We start from the raw sequence: 15,157 nt of genomic DNA, 5'->3' as shown, positions 1-15,157 counted from the left end.
GCACCGCGTGGGTGTACGCCGCCGGTCCGGGCCGATCGAAACCCGGGTCAGGGTTTGATGAGGACCTTGAGGCTCTTGCGGTCGGCCATGTCCCGGTAGCCGGCGGGGACGCCGTCGAGGTCGGTCGAGGTGTCGAAGACCTTTCCCGGCTCGATGGTGCCGTCCACGATGTCGGGCAGCAGTTCCTCGATGTAGGCCCGGGCCGGGGCCACTCCACCGGCCAGGCGGATGTTGCGGCCGAAGAGGCTGTCGAAGCCGACGGGTGCCTGTTGGTATTGCGGGAGGCCGACGCGACTGATGACGCCGCCGGGGCGGACGACCCCCAGTGCCTGCTCGTAGGCGGGCATGTGGCCGACGGCTTCGATGACCACGTGCGTGCCGTGCCCGCCGCCCAGTTCGCGTACCCGGGCTATGCCTTCCTCGCCGCGGGCGGAGACGACGTCGGTGGCGCCGAAGGCCCGGCCGAGGTCGGTGCGCGCCCGGTGGCGCCCCATCAGGATGATCCGTTCGGCGCCCAGACGTCTGGCCGACAGGACCGCCAACAGGCCGACGGCACCGTCACCGATCACGGTGACGTGGGAGCGTTCGTCGACGCCGCCGGCCACGGCGGCGTGGTGACCGGTGCCCAGGACGTCCGAGAGCGTCAGCAGGGAGGGGATCAGGGCCGAGTCCGGCGCGACGGGGAGCTTGACGAGGGTGCCGTCGGCGAGCGGGACACGGATCGCCTCGGCCTGGCCGCCCTCCTCCGGTTCGCCGTCCCACAGGTTGGCCTGAGGGTGGGCGCAGGAGGTGTGCAGGCCCTCATGGCAGAAGGCGCAGGTGTTGTCGCAGATGGCGAACGGCGCAACGACCATGTCGCCCTTCTTGACGGTGGTGACCTCGGAACCGGCCCCCTCGACGATGCCGACGAACTCGTGGCCCATGCGTGTCGGGCCGTCTTCGGGCTTCATCGAGCCGTAGGGGTGCAGGTCGCTGCCGCAGACGCAGGACGCGGTGATGCGGACCAGTGCGTCGGTGGGCAGTTTGACGACGGGGTCGGGGACGTTCTCGATGCGGACGTCGCCGGCGCCGTACATGAGTGTTGCGCGCATCCGGGGGTGCTCCATTCTCGACGGTACTTGTCTCGGGTGGGTGTCGGCCGTGAGCGGGGAACGCATGCCCCGAACGTTCGGCCTCGATCGGGTGCCGGGCCGCGGCCTGCGCGTTGTGGAAGGCGCGCTGGCGCCGCCCGGTGGCGGCGGCGTGCGCCCAGGGAGCCCCCCAAATCGCCCGCCCAGGCGAGGCACGGCCGTTGAGCCGCTGCGCGGGCATACCGCTCTCGGCTCGCAGCGGGGCTCCTCACTGATCCGACCCGCGTTCGTGGTTTCGCGGGTTCGCTTCACCCCGGCGTTCCGTCGGTAGGCGGGTCGGTGAGTTCGGCGCACAGGCGATCGACGTGGTCCTCGGTGACGTGGGGCATCGTCACCAGGTGGGCCCGGCCGTCGACCTGGAACAGGTGCCACCGCTCGCACATCGCCTGCGAGGGGGCGTCGAAGAGCACCGTGTTGGTACCGGACCGGTGCGTGGGACGCCGACCGCATCGCCCCAGGCGTTCGGCGGCGTATTCCGCGATCCGCAGGCATTCGCGGACGCGGTCGACCATCCCCTCGCGGCCGAGCCGGCGCAGCTCGTGCCACAGGAGGACGGGTGAGAGGGCGTCGCGGGAGCCGCCGATGGTGTCGTCGTCGGCGCCTACCGCCGCGCCCTTCTCCCGAATGTTGTCCATGTGCTCCGGGCGGGCCAGGGCGATGCCGCACGGGATCGGGCAGCCGACCATCTTGTGGCCGCTGATCGCGATGCTGTCGGCGCCGTCGGCGAAACCCCACGGTCGCGGGGACGGTCCCAGTGCGGCCAACGGGCCGCCGAACGCCGCGTCCGCGTGCAGGTGCGCGCGTTCGACGCCGGCGCCGGACAACGCCTCGTGGATGGCGGGGAGATCGTCGACAGCTCCCCTTCCCGTGCTGCCGATGGTGGCGACGACGACCGCGGCGCGGTGTCGATTCGCTCGGCATGCCGATTCCAGAGCTCGCGGGTCCATCGCCCCATGTCGACCGGTGGGTATCGAAGCGAGTTCCATGCGGAGCAGGCGGGCGATCTTGGGGACGGAGTAGTGCACGTCCCGCGACGCGTACAGGACGGCGTCGGGGTGGCGTTCGCGGCCGACGAACACGCCGAACAGGTTGCTTTCGGTGCCGCCGTTGCTCACGTAACCGAACGCGGCGCCCGACGGGGCGCCGGCCAGCGTGGCGAAGAAGTCGACGACGGCGCGCTCGAAGTGCTTGGTGTGCAGACGGTATTCGCTGGTTCCGCAGGGGCTTCCGGCGTTGTTGCCGTGCACCGCCAGGAACGGCGCGAGGTGCCGGTAGTCGATGTCCAGGTTGACGGGAGCGCCGATGGAGTAGGCGCGCTCGTCGCGCATCCAGGAGGCGACGTCGTTCAGGAGGGCGCGATCGGCTGCCAGCCCCTCGGCGGTGCGGGGCTCGTCTGCGATGGCCAGGTCCTCTTCCAAGGGGACGCGCATGCGATCTCCTGTCGGGTGGTCGGAAGGCGGCGATGTCACGGAGGATTTCGAAGCAGGCGGAGTTCGAGCCGGCCCGGGGCCGGGAGAATCGCGTCGTCGGCCCGCACATCGCCTCGCATCGGCTCCACCGAGTGCTCGCGACGGGGTGGGTCGGTGGGGTCGACGTGCACACGGCCGTCCTGGAGAACGAAGTCGACGCCGCCCATGGTGTCGATGTCGCGCAACGGGTCTCCCGGCACGGCGATCAGGTCCGCGACGCCTCCTGCGGCGATGCGACCGAGCCGTGGTCTTCGCAGGAGTTCGGCGGCCGAGACGGTGGCCGAGCGCAACGCTTGCAGGGGAGTCAGGCCCGCCGTCGTCATCGCGGGGAACTCGCGCCAGTTGTCGCGGTGTGGGAGCACCCCGGCATCGGTGCCGTAGGCGATGGTCGCCGTGCAGGCGGCCACCCGCCGGCCGTGTCCCCGCAGGGTCGGTGCGTGCCGTACCAGTTTCGCGCGCTCCTTGGCGTCTCGGTCGGTCCAGAACGCGTCGTCGTCGAGGTGGGACAGGAAGTACGACACGGCGTACATGGTGGGGACGAGGTAGACGCCGTGCGGTCGGAGCGTGTCGAGGGTTGCCGATGTGGCCAGGCACGCGTGTTCGACGGAGCGAACGCCCGCCCGGACGGCGCGGCGGATGCCCTCGTCGGAGAACGCGTGGACCGCGCACGGCAGGTCCAGGTCGCGCGCGGTGCCCACCAGGGTGTTCATCTCGAGCTGTGAATAGGTCACGCGCAGCGGTGAGTCGTCGGGGTGGGTGACGCCGCCGGTGGCGGCGAACTTGATCCAGTCGGCGCCCGCGCGGGCATCGGCGCGAACCCGGCGCTCGATCTCGTTGGCCCCGTCGGCGAGGGGCCCCACCTCGTGGGCCCCGTGCGGAACGGCCGCGGCCGTTTTGTCCCCGTGTCCGCCGCGCGCGGAGATCAGGTGGGGTGCGACGAGCAGGCGGGGGCCCGGCACGATTCGCCGGGCCACCGCGTCGCGCAGGTGGATGACCAGGGGGTCCTCGAGGGTCCCGCCCATGTCCCTGACCGTGGTGAAGCCGTTGCGCAGCAGGCTGTCCAGGTGCGGTAGCGCGGCGAGTGTCTGGGCGCTGACGGGATCGGAGATCGACGTGGGGGAGGCCTCGGTGAGGTGCACGTGAGAGTCGATCAACCCCGGCAGCAGCGTCCGGTCACCCAGGTCGATCCTGCGTGCTCCGGACGGCACTGCCGCCCCGGGTCCGACGTGGTGGATAAGACCGTCCCGGACCAGAACCCGGGCGTTGTCGCGGGTGCTGTTCTCGGCGGGATCCCACCAGCGCGCCGCGCTGATCAGCAGTGAGCGCTCCGCACGGTCAGGGGCTCGATCACCGCGGGCCGGGTCCTCGCGACCCCTGCGCGGCGTCACCATCGGACGTCCGTGCCGGCTCCGGGGCGGGAATCTCGGACTGTCTCCGGTCCCGCGCAGATGCCCGCCTCGCGCCGACCGGACGTGGGGTGCGGGACCAACTCCCCCGATATTCTGCGGGCTTCGTCCAGGCGTTCACGGCCGACCCGGTGATCGACGACGCGAAACCCGGTCTTGGTGTACGAGCCCGTGCGATGGCCCCTTGGGGCCGCGGCGTCTGCCGGGAGCGGGGGAAAGAACTCGTGCGGACGTCGGGGAGGCACTCACATCACCCGGTCTTCCAGGTACTTGCCGGGACGCGGTGAACCAGAAATGCCGAGAGAGCCGTATAGCGGCCGGAACCACTGTATTCGCGCCGATTCCGATCACACAAGGTGATGCAAAGATCACTCTCCCTGCGCGGGAGGTCGGCCCGCTCCCACCCAACAGGCCGTGGGCCGCCCTCGACGAGCGAATCCAAACATCCTCGACGAACCTGTCGAACCGCGTCCTGCCCGCCGTTTTGTATCCACGTAGTCACATTGATCCGAGTGCCCTGTATCCGGAAGGGAGATGGGTCGACTCGGGCGATTGCTCCTTGCGTGGAAGTCGCACCGCCGGCCGAGGTCGTTGCCCGATGCGACATCGGGCACGGGTTGACGTGCGCCGCATGCACCTCGTGGGAGAGTGCCGGCGTCGCGGGGGTGGGCACGTCCGAAGCGAGAGCGGGCGCCACGACTACCACTCACCGAAGAATCGCCATGCACGGCTATCCGACGAACTACCCGCCGACGCGCTGTTCGACGCGGGTCACCGCTGCGGGGATCGGCATCACCCTGCCGGCCCAAGGCTCGAGTGTGGCCGTGGGCACCGCCTGTGCTTCGGCGCGACCGCGCGCGGCGTCGCCGGGGGCTCACCCATCGCCGACCGCTGCGGAATCGCCCTGGCCGGCGGCGTCGGTGTCCCGTGGGCACATGGCGTTCACGCGCAGCGACTCGGCCCGGGACGGGAGCATGCCGTCCGCGGAGAGGCGCTCGGCGACGTCGTACCCCACCCACCCGGTCACCAGCGTCATTAGCAGGGCCAGGGTCGCCACCAGAGGTCGATGACGGACAACGAACATCGCGGACGCCAGGGTCCGCGAAGGGGGACTTGGCACCGACACCGACTCGTCGGGCATCAAGGTCGTCTGCTGCTTCACGCGCGGCACCTCCGCTCGTCGGGCGGGGCCGAGGACGGCCGCATGCCTTCAGTACCGTTCCCCGGTCGTATGCGAGCGCCCCTACAGGGCCTCGGTCCCGAAGCCTCCGTTGGCGGCGTATCGGATCAGGACCCGTCGCCGCACGGCCACGAGACCCTCTCCCTCGCTGGCCGCTTCTGCCCTACGGTGTCCCGACTGGCTCAACTCTGGGGGCACCCATGCGCGTTCGTACTGCTACCGCAACCGCCGCGCTTCTCCTCGCCGCCCTGACCGCGTGCGGCGGAGATGGGGACGACAAGGCTGAGAGGAAGCCGTCCGCGAAGAAGGTCGACTGTGCGGACCAGAACGTCAGCCAGAGGGAATGGCTGCGCCACTGTGCCGGAAAGCAAGGATCCGGCACCGGCGGGGACGGGACCGAGGGACAGACGGCGGCCGATCTTAAACTCGGCGACCGCGCGCAGACCATCGGTGACGGTGGCTCTGGCGTCCTGCAGATCACCCCCGACACCGTGGTGTACGTGCAGAAGAGCGGCACCGAGCCCGCCGAAAGCGGGGTCTTCGCCGTCGTCACCATGAAGGACAAGGCGGTGACGGGGGCGCCGGCTGACGAGGTGGCGCCGATCAGTGGCGGGGGCTGGTCGTGGATCGCCTCCGACGGAGAGTCGATCGGCTTCGACAGCGGCAGCTCCACGAGCATCACCATCGGCAAGTACAACAACGCTGATGCCGTGCAGCCGGGTACCTACCAGTGGCGGCTGCAGGCATTCGATCTGACGCCGACGCAGGCAGAGGGCGGAACCCTGATGTACGTGGACGGCGAAGAGACCGCCTACCGGTGGAAGATGCCTGCCACGGACACCGGCCCGCACGCCGCCGAGTTGAAGAAGCAGCTGGCGGAGTAGGCGCAGTGCTCAAAGCAGGGGGACAGGGTTCAAGTGCTCTGCCGCTCGGGCGCGGAGGCCTCTGGTTCCCCGGGTGCCCGCATCCGGCCCGTCGGGATCTCGCCTCCGCCCTCGTGGTGTGAACGCGTTGTGCGCTTGCGCTCTTGTGTATTCGGGCTCGGAACTGCTCGGTCGGTTTGATGACGGAAGACATGCCGAGCCGTCTTGGGCGCGCGGCACGACCGGGCACACAGGACCATGCGGCGGAAGCTGAATCCTTTCTGCGGGTGCAATACAGTCTGGAAAGCCGGGAATGCTGCGTCTTGCGAGGCCGAGGGTGAAGCTGAGGGTGTGGACGATCCCTTTGCTTTTGAGCCGCTGTATGCGAATGCCATCGTGGAGACCGGGGCAGTCGAGACGCTGCGCCGGGCAACCGGGCCGTGCAGGGTTTGTCCGTCGCCTCCGCGGACTTGTGCTCCTCTGCCCGCGGTCATCGGCCTCACGGGCCAGGTCCAGCGTGGTGCAGTAGTAACGCTGGGCGAGGCCCACATATCCCGCGCCCTCAGTCATCACTTCCAGCAGGCGCGCAACTGGGCTGCCGCTGTTCAGAGTTGGTGGTGTATCACGGAGGTGGTCGGAGCGACCAGCATGCCGTCAGCGAGGTAGGCGGACAGCGCGGAACGGCATGCTCCCCCGCTGTCGGCCGAGCCCAGGGAGGCGAGCACCCCCACCATCTCCTCCAGGACGCGCACATCCGATGACGAGCAGGCGACCGCCCGCTGGCCTGCGTCCAGAGAGGCGGATCTCGGCCGGCGAGTCCAGTCGGGCAAGGCGAGAGTGGCCAGTGTGCAGGCGCTGGTGGTCAGCGGGGACCGCCGGGCGGGGTCTGTGTCGTGGCGGCACAGCGCGGTGAGTCGACGTGCTGGATCGCTCTCCTCGGTGGCTGGGGCAGCCCGGTCCCCAAGGGTGATCACGCTCCCGCCGCGGCGGCTCAGTGCCCGGTCGGCGAGATCGGGGACAGGGGATCGCGGGCGCGACCCGGAGAGCCAGTACGCCACCGAGGTGCGGTCGTAGCTCAGTGTCACCCACTCGCCTCGCCCAGGAAGTCGATCGCTCTGGCCAGGTCCCCAGCGCTCCAGCCGCCCCCTTGATGCTGTTCGTCAGAAAAAGATCGAGGAGTGCAGGACCGAGCTTGGGCACTCCGACCTGGCCCGACAATGACGTCGCCGTCATGGGTGCGGAAGGCGCTGCCAACATCATTTGTCCGGAAGAAGATGGCCAGCGCGGATACAGCGTCCCGCCTGGCTGGTGATGAACATACGGGTGCAGTCGCGGACCATGAAGACGAAGTCGGTGAGGGCAGGGCTGTAGGCTGCACCGCCCGTGCGCGGCCCGGGAGTCACGCTGATGTGCGGAAGCATGCCCGAGGCCCGGGAGTTGCGCCGGAAGATTCCGCCATGACCGGCGAGTGCCAACATGGCTTCATGAACGCGGACGCCGTCTTCGTCCTTGAGGGAGCCGCGGGGTGCGCCTGTGGAGATTGCCAAGTCCACGATTTCTTGGACATTTTCGGCGTGGACTTCGCCGAGTGCGCCGCCGAAGCGGGCGAAGGCGTGGGTATATACATAGATGGTGCGGTCGTGCACAGGGCCCCAGCCGGTGATGACTCCGTCGGTGCGCAGTCTCTTGTTCTCCATGCCGAAGCCGTTGGCGTGATGGCGGCGCAACTGGCCGATCTCGGTGAACAAGTCGGCATCGAACAGCAGGTCAATGCGCTCCCGTGCCGTCTTCTTGCCCTTCGCGCGCTGTCATCGGACCCTTTCAGGGTCGCCTTCTTGGATCCCCTGCTGAATTCGCGCGAAGGCTTCAGCCTCCTGTTTGAGTGGGATGACGGTCCTCTGGTGCGCTCACGGATACTCCTCCCCGTGCTGCGGAATCATGGGCCGCCACGCGTGACGCGAAGCCCGCCCAGCGGCGGCCCCTCTCATGGCGCGCTGCGCTACAGCTGGGAAGCGCCACCACAGCCTGCGGGCGCGCCCCGTCAGTGGTACCCGGCACCGCGATGTCGAAGCAGACGCGTTCAACCGACGGCGTGAACGCGTTGAAAGCAGGGGACCACGCCGCGGCGAAGTAGCAGGTGGTGTTCACGACCCCACAATCCTTCAACCCATTTAGCGCGTTCAACGCATTCACACCTTCGCGACACATTTGCTAGGTCAACGGGACCGCCTCATGGTGCACTGGGAAGTACGGCTGGGTAATCAGCTCCCGAGATCGTGAGATTCGCCCGGGCTGCGGAAGCAGAATACGCCGAGCAGGTGGCGCCGTAACACGTCCGAGCCGTCGCCGCCCTACAAGAGACGGCGGACTTCGATATGCGGAATCCTGACGGGCTGATCCGAACGCCCCAGCCGATCACCGTGCACCGACCGTACGAATGACCAGTACAAGCCCAGGATCAAGAAAGCAGGGCGGACGTGGCCGTACTCAGCGTAACCTTATGGGGGTTTCGGCCTGAGGGAGATCTGCCGTGCAGCGGATATCAGGCTCAGGTGCCTACTCCTCGCCGATGGAAGGGCCCGACTCGGGGGTGTGAGCTGACATGAGCGAACTGGTCGAGCGTGTGGACACGCAGGACCACGTTCTCCATGTGGTGGATCGCCAGGAGGCCGTGCGCAACGGATGGTTGCACCGCGTGGCGGGCGTAGTGTGCCGCGATCCCCAGGGGCGGGTTCTGGTCCACCGACGGTCCATGGAGATGCCGTGGTGCGCCGGCCTGTACACGGCCCTCGTCGGTGGAGCGGTCAAGGTCGGAGAGAGTTACGCCGAGGCCGCAGCTCGCGAGGTACTGGAGGAACTCGGCACCCACGCGGAGGTACGCCCTCTGTTCAAGTTCATCTGCCAAGGAGCTGAATTCCCCTACTGGTTCGGAATCCACGAAACCGTCCTTACGGCAGAGATCACCCCTGACACCCACGAAATCGCCTGGTTCGACTGGCTCACCCTGACGGAATACCGACAGTCCGCCAAACGCTGGCCACTTATCCCGGACACCGAGACTGCATTCAACCACTATCTCAGGAGCTGCACCTGATGACGTACCGCGACAAGGAGAGCGAGATGGACAAGCACCTGCGCGGCTTTTTCCGGGTAGCTGCTTCCGCACCGGCTACGTCAGCGGCGTCCGGCATGGCCGACGGGCTGATGCGCGTCCGCGGACCGGTCAACAAACTCCTGAAGGCCCGGCCAGCCGCCAAACCGGTCTTCGCGCTTCACTGTGGACTGGTCACGTCCGACGGCCAGGACTCCTGATGGAAGCGACTGTCGCTCTCCTGAAGGAGCCGGGTGGGCCCATCTCGTTGGAGCCGGTCCAGATCGGTCCTCTTTCGGCCCGTGAGGTACTGGTGCGGATGAGCGGAACGGGGATCTGCCGTACCGACCTCGCCGCTGCCGCCGGCGTCGTGCCGCTTCCGGTTCCGTTTGTGCTCGGGCACGAGGGGGCGGGCGTGGTGGAGGCAGTGGGCTCCGCCGTGGATGCCCTGGCGGTCGGCGACGAAGTGGTCCTGAGCTTCGATTCGTGCGGCGGCTGTGCCGGGTGCGCGGCCAAGCGTCCGGCCCATTGCGAGTTTTTTGCGGCTCTGAACTACACCGGCACTCGCCTGGACGGTTCCACGACTCTCACCCAGAACGGGCTCCCCGTGCACGGCAACTGGCTCGGCCAGTCGTCCTTCGGCACCTATGCCGTGGCCAGCGACCGTAACGCGGTGAAGTTGCCCGCGCTTCCGGCAGGCCTGCCCATCGAGGTTCTCGGCCCCCTGGGCTGCGGAGTCCTCACCGGTGCCGGGACCGTCTTCAACATGCTCCGGCCGCAGCCGGCACAAGGCATCGCCGTGTTCGGTCTCGGCGGAGTGGGGATGAGCGCCGTCATGGCCGCCACAGTGTCAGACTGTCACCCGATCATAGGGATCGACCCCAATCCCCGTCGGCGCTCGCTGGCCCAAGAATTGGGCGCCACCCACACCGTCGACCCCGGACGCGTCGACGGCATCGATCGAGCCATCGCTGAAATCGTCGGTGCAGGGGTGGACTTCGCCATCGATACGGTCGGCTCCGGAGCGGTCGTGCGCCAGGCACTGATGTCCCTACGCAGGCCAGGCACCTGCGCGACCCTTGGCCTGCAGGCCATGAAGAACGACATCACCATCGACCAGGGGCACCTCCAATTGGGCCGGACGCTGACCGGGGCGCTCATGGGCGACTCTGACCCGCACGCGCTCATTCCCCACCTCATCGACCTGTGGCGCCAGGGACGTTTCCCCTTTGAACGGCTCATCGCCCGATATCCGTTCCACCGTATCGAAGACGCATGTGAGGCCATCCGCTCCGGCGAGGCCGTCAAACCGGTGCTCGTCTTCGAATGACGTGGTGAAACAGAAGGAGCAGGGCGGCAACGGACGCGAAGGCAGCCCCAGGGCGATCGACGACGACACCGAAGAGAAGGTCGTCACCGTCGACCTGTCGGGCGGCACGGAGGGAGAGCTCTACGCGCTCTTGCTCGGTACTGATGAGATGTGAACAGCACGAAGCACACGATGCGATTTCCCGACAGGAGGATCTCGGACTCACCGCGCTGCCCTACCCCACGGCCAGGGGACACACACCGAAGCTCCCAGCACGAGGATCGGAGGATAAGCATGGAACTCCCGACGGTACCCGCACTCCAGTCGCCCCCATCGACGGAGGTGGAGACCAAGTGCCCCCGCCACATCGGTATCGTGCTGGATGGCAATCGCCGTTGGGCCAGTCGGCACGGCCTGAAATCGGCTGCCGACGGGCACCGCACCGGGTTCGGCAAGATCCCCGACATACTCACCTGGTGTGCGGAATCGGGCATCCACGTCGTCACCCTGTGGATGCTCTCCGACGACAACGTCGCCCGCCGCTCCGCCTCCGAACTCGAAGACCTGTACGCCATCCACGAAAGTGTCATCAGCCGGCTGCGCCGGAGCGACCAGTGGCGGCTGCACCACATCGGCAGTACCGACCTGCTCCCCGAGCCGATCGTCCGGTTACTCGCCGATACCGAAGAGGCCACCCGCCACAATGCCGGGATGCTGGTGAACCTCGCCATCGGCTACGGAGGGCGCCGCGACATCGTCGCCGCAGTGCGCTCCCTGGTCGAGGACGTGACAAAGGGCCTGGACGTACCGGTGACGGAAGAAGAACTGTCCAGGCGACTGTCCACGGCCGGGCAGCCCGACCCGGAATTCATCATTCGTCCGTCCGGTGAATTCCGAACGTCAGGGTTCCTGTTGTGGCAGGCCGCCCGCGCCGAACTGCACTTCTGCGAGCAGCTATGGCCTGACTTCAGCAGGGAGGACCTCACCGAGGCCCTGCAATCCTTCAGTCATCGCCAGCGCCGCTTCGGCTCCTAGCTTGATCCTTGAACCTGGGGTCCGGAAGCTTGGGCTCTGAACAATCGGAAGGCGCTCGCCCAGGAGATCATCCCCCTCTTTGAGGGCGACGGGCGAACCCCGGAACAAGACCCTGCGCGGGCGCCGGTTCCACATCAGCTGCGCCATCCAAGGCGTCGCCGCGCTGCTCGCACGGCGTGGCTGGACTTTGCCGGGCCGTGTGCGCTTGCCGCCGCCTGCACGGTTCGGGAGGGGGCCGACGGAATCGGACCCGAACCACGGGCACCTTGCCGACGGCCCACCGGACTCTCAACAGTCACCTCGCAGTAGGATTGCGCCGCGACATTGACGACCCGGCCCGGCTCACAGTCTTCCAACTGCCGGCCTACGCACCCGATCTCAATCCCGTCAAGGGCACCTGGTCCGTGTTGCGGCGCACCGTCCCGTCCAACCGGGCTTCGCCGCCCCCCAATCCCTCACCACCGCCGTCCGCCGACGACTACGTCAGCTCCAATACCGCCCCGACGCCCTCCGCGGGTGCCTCAAGGCCAGTAATTCACAACCATTCAACGCGTTCACGAGAATGTCTCCGGCTCCGTCTTGTCACGGGGTGCGACGAGTGGGTTGATGGTGCTAACGGCCACTATTTCGGCATCCGATATACGGCTACCAGAATTATTCCACGAGCGGAATCCGTTGGGATCCGGGCAGGCCGGCCAGCGTGAAGCGCCGTTCCAAGGGCAAGTCGCGTCGGCAACACCGGACGGCCGCGGCATCGGATACGCCATGACTTAAGAGTGGGCGAGCCGGCGGCCTCGGCGACCCTCGCAGCCCGCACCGAAGAACCGCTTCTCCCGACAGCCGCATCGCTCGAAGAAGCGACTGAGCAACAGTCCTTTCGAGGAGATCCAGCATGGATACTGAAGCCAATCTCGGTTCCCTTCAGTATGTTCCCTCAACGGGGCGTCCAGTCCCCGAAGCAGAGCCTGAACTCGTGGAGCGGTGGCGCTCGGAGGGAGGCGAACTGGTCGAGTTGCTGTCGCAGGTGCGCGAGCGGTTCGGCGGCATCGCCGCCTTCCGCCTCGGGTCGACCCCCACCGTTCTCGTCACCGATCCGCAGGTGGTCCAGCATGTGCTGGCCCGGCACTCGGAGCGGTATGTCAAGCACTCCCACCGCGCCCGTGCGCTGATCGGCGACGGCGTCATGGTCGCCACCGGTGCGGCATGGAAGCGGCAGCGCCGCATACTGCAGTCTCAGTTCACCGGTACCGGGATGCGCCGCTACGAACACCGGATAACCGGGGCTGCCCGTACCACCGCCGGACGCTGGGACGGATACGCCCGCACCGGGCAGACCCTCGATGTCGGGCAGGAGATGCGCCGCTTCGCCCTGGACACCATCTGGCGCTCCCTTACCGGATACCCCCTCGATGACGGAACCGAGCGCGAACTGGCTGCCGTGGCCACCGCGGCAGCAGCCCTTCCGACCCTGCCCGCTGATGCAACCGATCCCCAGGGCGCCATTGCCGCCGATCTCGCCCGAATCGACGCGGTCGCCGGACGCACCATCGAAGCCGCCCGCAGTGGGGCGGTCGGCCCCGACGGCCCCGGCCTGCTGCACGTCCTGCTCGACGCCGCCGCCGAGCAGGAGGAGTACACTCACCGGCTGATCCGCGACGAGCTGGTCACGCTGCTCGTAGCCGGGCACGAGACCACTGCCTCCACCCTGACCTGGCTCTACCTGCTCCTCGATCGCCACCCTGACGCCCGCGAACACGCTCTCACCGCCTGCGGCGAAGGCCCGGAGCAGCGCCGTCAAGCTATCCGGGCTCTGGTCAACGAGACGCTCCGGCTCTACCCGGCCGCCTGGGCCCTACCACGCCATGCCGCCGAGGACGACACTCTTGGTGGCTACACCATCGAGGCGGGTACGGACATCCTGGTCTGTCCGTACTTGACGCACCGCAATCCCGAACTGTGGCCCGACCCAGAGCACTTCGACCCCCTGCGCTTCATCACTCCGAGCGTCCGACCCGCCCACCCCGGCGCCTACTTCCCCTTCGGTATAGGCCCTCGTGCCTGCCTCGGCATGCAATTCGCGCTCCGTGAATCGACCACCATGCTCGAACATCTACTGCCTGCCTACACCCCGACCTTCCACGCCACCCCCACGGGGACGGTGTACGGCATCACTATCCGCCCCGATGGCCCGACCTCCGCGACCCTGGTACCGCGACTCCCATGAATGCGGAGGGTCCGAAGTCAACGGATACAGCCGTCTCCTTTGCGGGCATCGCATGGGTGTGGGCCCCCACGGCCCTGGCGGCTGCTTGTCCCCGTCCAAGGACATGGCGGGCAGCGGCGTCCCGGACGATCCATTTGCGCTCAACGACCACCGGTGGCTTCCGAGCCCGGACCGGCGCGCGAATCTGCGACGAGCGGCCACTGGTCTTGAGGCGGGCCGCGTGAGCGCGCCCCGCTATGCACATGAGAGCCCGGCTATGCACGTGAGCCCCGGCTGCTCCGCGATGCCGCGAGAGAACCGGCGCGGGACCATACCGACCTCGACCATGAGCAACCGTCCTCGACAGGCTCCCCGTCCCCAACCGCCAGCCCGGCAAATAAATCAGGAAGGCAGGAAGGACACCGATGCAGGTCAGCGCCACACTTCTCATGACCGACCAGACTGTCGGTCCCGCAGATCTCGCACACGACTTGGAGGAGTACGGATTTTCCGCCCTCTACCTTTCCGAGCACACACACATCCCTGCGAGCGGGGCCACACCATACCCCCTCGGCGGTCCTTGTCCAGAGCCGTATAGCCGGCTCCTCGACCCCTTCGTCGCCCTCACGGCAGCAGCCACCGTGACCGAACGGCTGCGTCTGGGAACTGCGATCTGTCTGGTCGCACAGCATGATCCGATCATTCTCGCAAAGCAGATCGCGACGTTGGACCTGCTGTCCAACCAGCGTTTCACGTTGGGGATCGGGTTCGGCTGGAACCGTGAGGAAGCCGCCGACCACGGCGTGGACTTCGCTGACCGACGCGAAGTGGCCCGCGACCATGTCGCGGTGATGCGAGCCCTGTGGGCGTCAGAACCCGTCGGGCACCAGGGGATCTTCGCACGGGTCCAGCCAAGCCGATGCCACCCCAAGCCGGCCAGGCCGGGTGGGCCCCGGATCCTGGTGGGCGGACAAGGAGCTGCCACCACACGGCTCTTCCAACACATTTGCTCATACGGTGACGGATGGCTGGCGCCGGTACTCGACACCTCCGTATTCGAGGACGCTCTCGTGCGTCTGAAAACCCAATGGCGGGCCGCAGGCCGGGACCCCGCAGACCTGTTCGTCGTCCCCTTTCTTCCGAGCCCGCACCTGGCGCCCGGCCCAAGGCCCGGCCTGCCTGAGGCGGAGCGATTCGCCGAACTCGGTATCACAGAAATAATCGTTCAGCTCCCCTCTGCGGGACGCGGCGAGGTGCGTAAGGACATGGACGAGTACGCCCCCCTCCTGGCCCAACAGTCCTGACAAGGCAGCCCGATAGAGGAAGACATCACCTCATGGGAGGACCTGTGACCATGGCTGCTCCCAGACGTACTCTCTGGAGTTGCCTGGGCGGGCGGCGCAGATGAATCGCACCGCAGATCGAGAAGCTGTCCGTCGATCTCGGCGGGCATCCGGAGGCCCTGCGCGGC

The 15,157-nt window shown here is 67.7% G+C and carries 14 protein-coding genes and 1 pseudogene; 9 read left to right on the top strand and 6 right to left on the bottom strand.

Annotated elements, in window-relative coordinates; translation table 11 throughout:
• Positions 1-47: 47 nt before the first annotated feature.
• The 4 genes from ACZ516_RS07575 to ACZ516_RS07560 form a co-directional block, all read right to left on the bottom strand.
• Positions 48-1,091 carry a zinc-binding dehydrogenase gene (locus ACZ516_RS07575; RefSeq protein ID WP_469009033.1) on the bottom strand — a complete coding sequence of 348 codons (1,044 nt, stop codon included), beginning with the start codon at positions 1,089-1,091 and terminating at the stop codon, positions 48-50.
• Positions 1,092-1,378: 287 nt separating this feature from the next.
• Positions 1,379-2,560, bottom strand: a complete 1,182-nt coding sequence (locus ACZ516_RS07570) for a histidine decarboxylase (RefSeq protein ID WP_469009031.1) — start codon at positions 2,558-2,560, stop codon at positions 1,379-1,381.
• Positions 2,561-2,595: 35 nt separating this feature from the next.
• Positions 2,596-3,990: a metal-dependent hydrolase family protein gene (locus ACZ516_RS07565; protein ID WP_469009029.1), complete on the bottom strand. Its 1,395-nt coding sequence runs from the start codon at positions 3,988-3,990 to the stop codon at positions 2,596-2,598.
• An 889-nt stretch (positions 3,991-4,879) separates the two neighbouring features.
• The gene (locus ACZ516_RS07560) at positions 4,880-5,167 is read right to left on the bottom strand and encodes a hypothetical protein (protein WP_469009027.1); all 288 of its coding nucleotides are present in this window, start codon (positions 5,165-5,167) and stop codon (positions 4,880-4,882) included.
• 218 nt (positions 5,168-5,385) lie between these two features.
• Here ACZ516_RS07560 and ACZ516_RS07555 point away from each other — a divergent pair, with 218 nt between their 5' ends.
• Positions 5,386-6,069 carry a hypothetical protein gene (locus ACZ516_RS07555; RefSeq protein ID WP_469009026.1) on the top strand — a complete coding sequence of 228 codons (684 nt, stop codon included), beginning with the start codon at positions 5,386-5,388 and terminating at the stop codon, positions 6,067-6,069.
• Positions 6,070-6,653: 584 nt separating this feature from the next.
• Here ACZ516_RS07555 and ACZ516_RS07550 read toward each other — a convergent pair.
• Complete coding sequence (locus ACZ516_RS07550; protein ID WP_469009024.1) at positions 6,654-6,878, bottom strand: hypothetical protein; 225 nt, start codon at positions 6,876-6,878, stop codon at positions 6,654-6,656.
• 477 nt (positions 6,879-7,355) lie between these two features.
• Positions 7,356-7,856: pseudogene (locus ACZ516_RS07545) on the bottom strand (carboxyl transferase domain-containing protein); the annotation flags it as partial.
• A gap of 794 nt (positions 7,857-8,650) precedes the next feature.
• Between ACZ516_RS07545 and ACZ516_RS07540 the strand changes: the two are divergent.
• The 8 genes from ACZ516_RS07540 (at position 8,651) to ACZ516_RS07505 (ending at position 14,990) form a co-directional block, all read left to right on the top strand.
• Positions 8,651-9,142, top strand: a complete 492-nt coding sequence (locus ACZ516_RS07540; RefSeq protein WP_468748866.1) for an NUDIX hydrolase — start codon at positions 8,651-8,653, stop codon at positions 9,140-9,142.
• The gene (locus tag ACZ516_RS07535; protein WP_468748865.1) at positions 9,142-9,360 is read left to right on the top strand and encodes a hypothetical protein; all 219 of its coding nucleotides are present in this window, start codon (positions 9,142-9,144) and stop codon (positions 9,358-9,360) included. The genes ACZ516_RS07540 and ACZ516_RS07535 overlap by 1 nt, the downstream gene beginning before the upstream one ends.
• On the top strand, positions 9,360-10,469 hold the full coding sequence (locus ACZ516_RS07530; RefSeq protein ID WP_468748864.1) for an NAD(P)-dependent alcohol dehydrogenase: 1,110 nt from the start codon (positions 9,360-9,362) through the stop codon (positions 10,467-10,469). The genes ACZ516_RS07535 and ACZ516_RS07530 overlap by 1 nt, the downstream gene beginning before the upstream one ends.
• A gap of 4 nt (positions 10,470-10,473) precedes the next feature.
• Positions 10,474-10,623, top strand: coding sequence for a hypothetical protein (locus ACZ516_RS07525; protein ID WP_468748863.1), 150 nt, complete (start codon positions 10,474-10,476; stop codon positions 10,621-10,623).
• Positions 10,624-10,742: 119 nt separating this feature from the next.
• Entirely contained in the window at positions 10,743-11,483 is a 741-nt protein-coding gene (gene uppS, locus ACZ516_RS07520) for a polyprenyl diphosphate synthase (RefSeq protein ID WP_468748862.1), read from the top strand.
• Between the two features lie 176 nt (positions 11,484-11,659).
• Complete coding sequence (locus ACZ516_RS07515) at positions 11,660-12,187, top strand: transposase (RefSeq protein WP_468748861.1); 528 nt, start codon at positions 11,660-11,662, stop codon at positions 12,185-12,187.
• A 188-nt stretch (positions 12,188-12,375) separates the two neighbouring features.
• Complete coding sequence (locus tag ACZ516_RS07510; protein ID WP_468748860.1) at positions 12,376-13,707, top strand: cytochrome P450; 1,332 nt, start codon at positions 12,376-12,378, stop codon at positions 13,705-13,707.
• A gap of 404 nt (positions 13,708-14,111) precedes the next feature.
• Positions 14,112-14,990 carry an LLM class F420-dependent oxidoreductase gene (locus ACZ516_RS07505; protein WP_468748859.1) on the top strand — a complete coding sequence of 293 codons (879 nt, stop codon included), beginning with the start codon at positions 14,112-14,114 and terminating at the stop codon, positions 14,988-14,990.
• Positions 14,991-15,157: the final 167 nt, after the last annotated feature.

It is taken from the genome of Streptomyces sp. NPDC034037, assembly GCF_055575715.1.
This window is presented reverse-complemented; position numbering and strand designations above follow the sequence as displayed.

What these genes read in the sequence shown, in the direction of transcription:
- ACZ516_RS07575 (WP_469009033.1), bottom strand. Translation starts at nt 1,091, where the DNA reads ATGCGCGCAACACTCATGTACGGCGCCGGCGACGTCCGCATCGAGAAC.
- ACZ516_RS07570 (WP_469009031.1), bottom strand. Translation starts at nt 2,560, where the DNA reads ATGCGCGTCCCCTTGGAAGAGGACCTGGCCATCGCAGACGAGCCCCGC.
- ACZ516_RS07565 (WP_469009029.1), bottom strand. Translation starts at nt 3,990, where the DNA reads ATGGTGACGCCGCGCAGGGGTCGCGAGGACCCGGCCCGCGGTGATCGA.
- ACZ516_RS07555 (WP_469009026.1), top strand. Translation starts at nt 5,386, where the DNA reads ATGCGCGTTCGTACTGCTACCGCAACCGCCGCGCTTCTCCTCGCCGCC.
- ACZ516_RS07540 (WP_468748866.1), top strand. Translation starts at nt 8,651, where the DNA reads ATGAGCGAACTGGTCGAGCGTGTGGACACGCAGGACCACGTTCTCCAT.
- ACZ516_RS07535 (WP_468748865.1), top strand. Translation starts at nt 9,142, where the DNA reads ATGACGTACCGCGACAAGGAGAGCGAGATGGACAAGCACCTGCGCGGC.
- ACZ516_RS07530 (WP_468748864.1), top strand. Translation starts at nt 9,360, where the DNA reads ATGGAAGCGACTGTCGCTCTCCTGAAGGAGCCGGGTGGGCCCATCTCG.
- uppS (WP_468748862.1), top strand. Translation starts at nt 10,743, where the DNA reads ATGGAACTCCCGACGGTACCCGCACTCCAGTCGCCCCCATCGACGGAG.
- ACZ516_RS07510 (WP_468748860.1), top strand. Translation starts at nt 12,376, where the DNA reads ATGGATACTGAAGCCAATCTCGGTTCCCTTCAGTATGTTCCCTCAACG.
- ACZ516_RS07505 (WP_468748859.1), top strand. Translation starts at nt 14,112, where the DNA reads ATGCAGGTCAGCGCCACACTTCTCATGACCGACCAGACTGTCGGTCCC.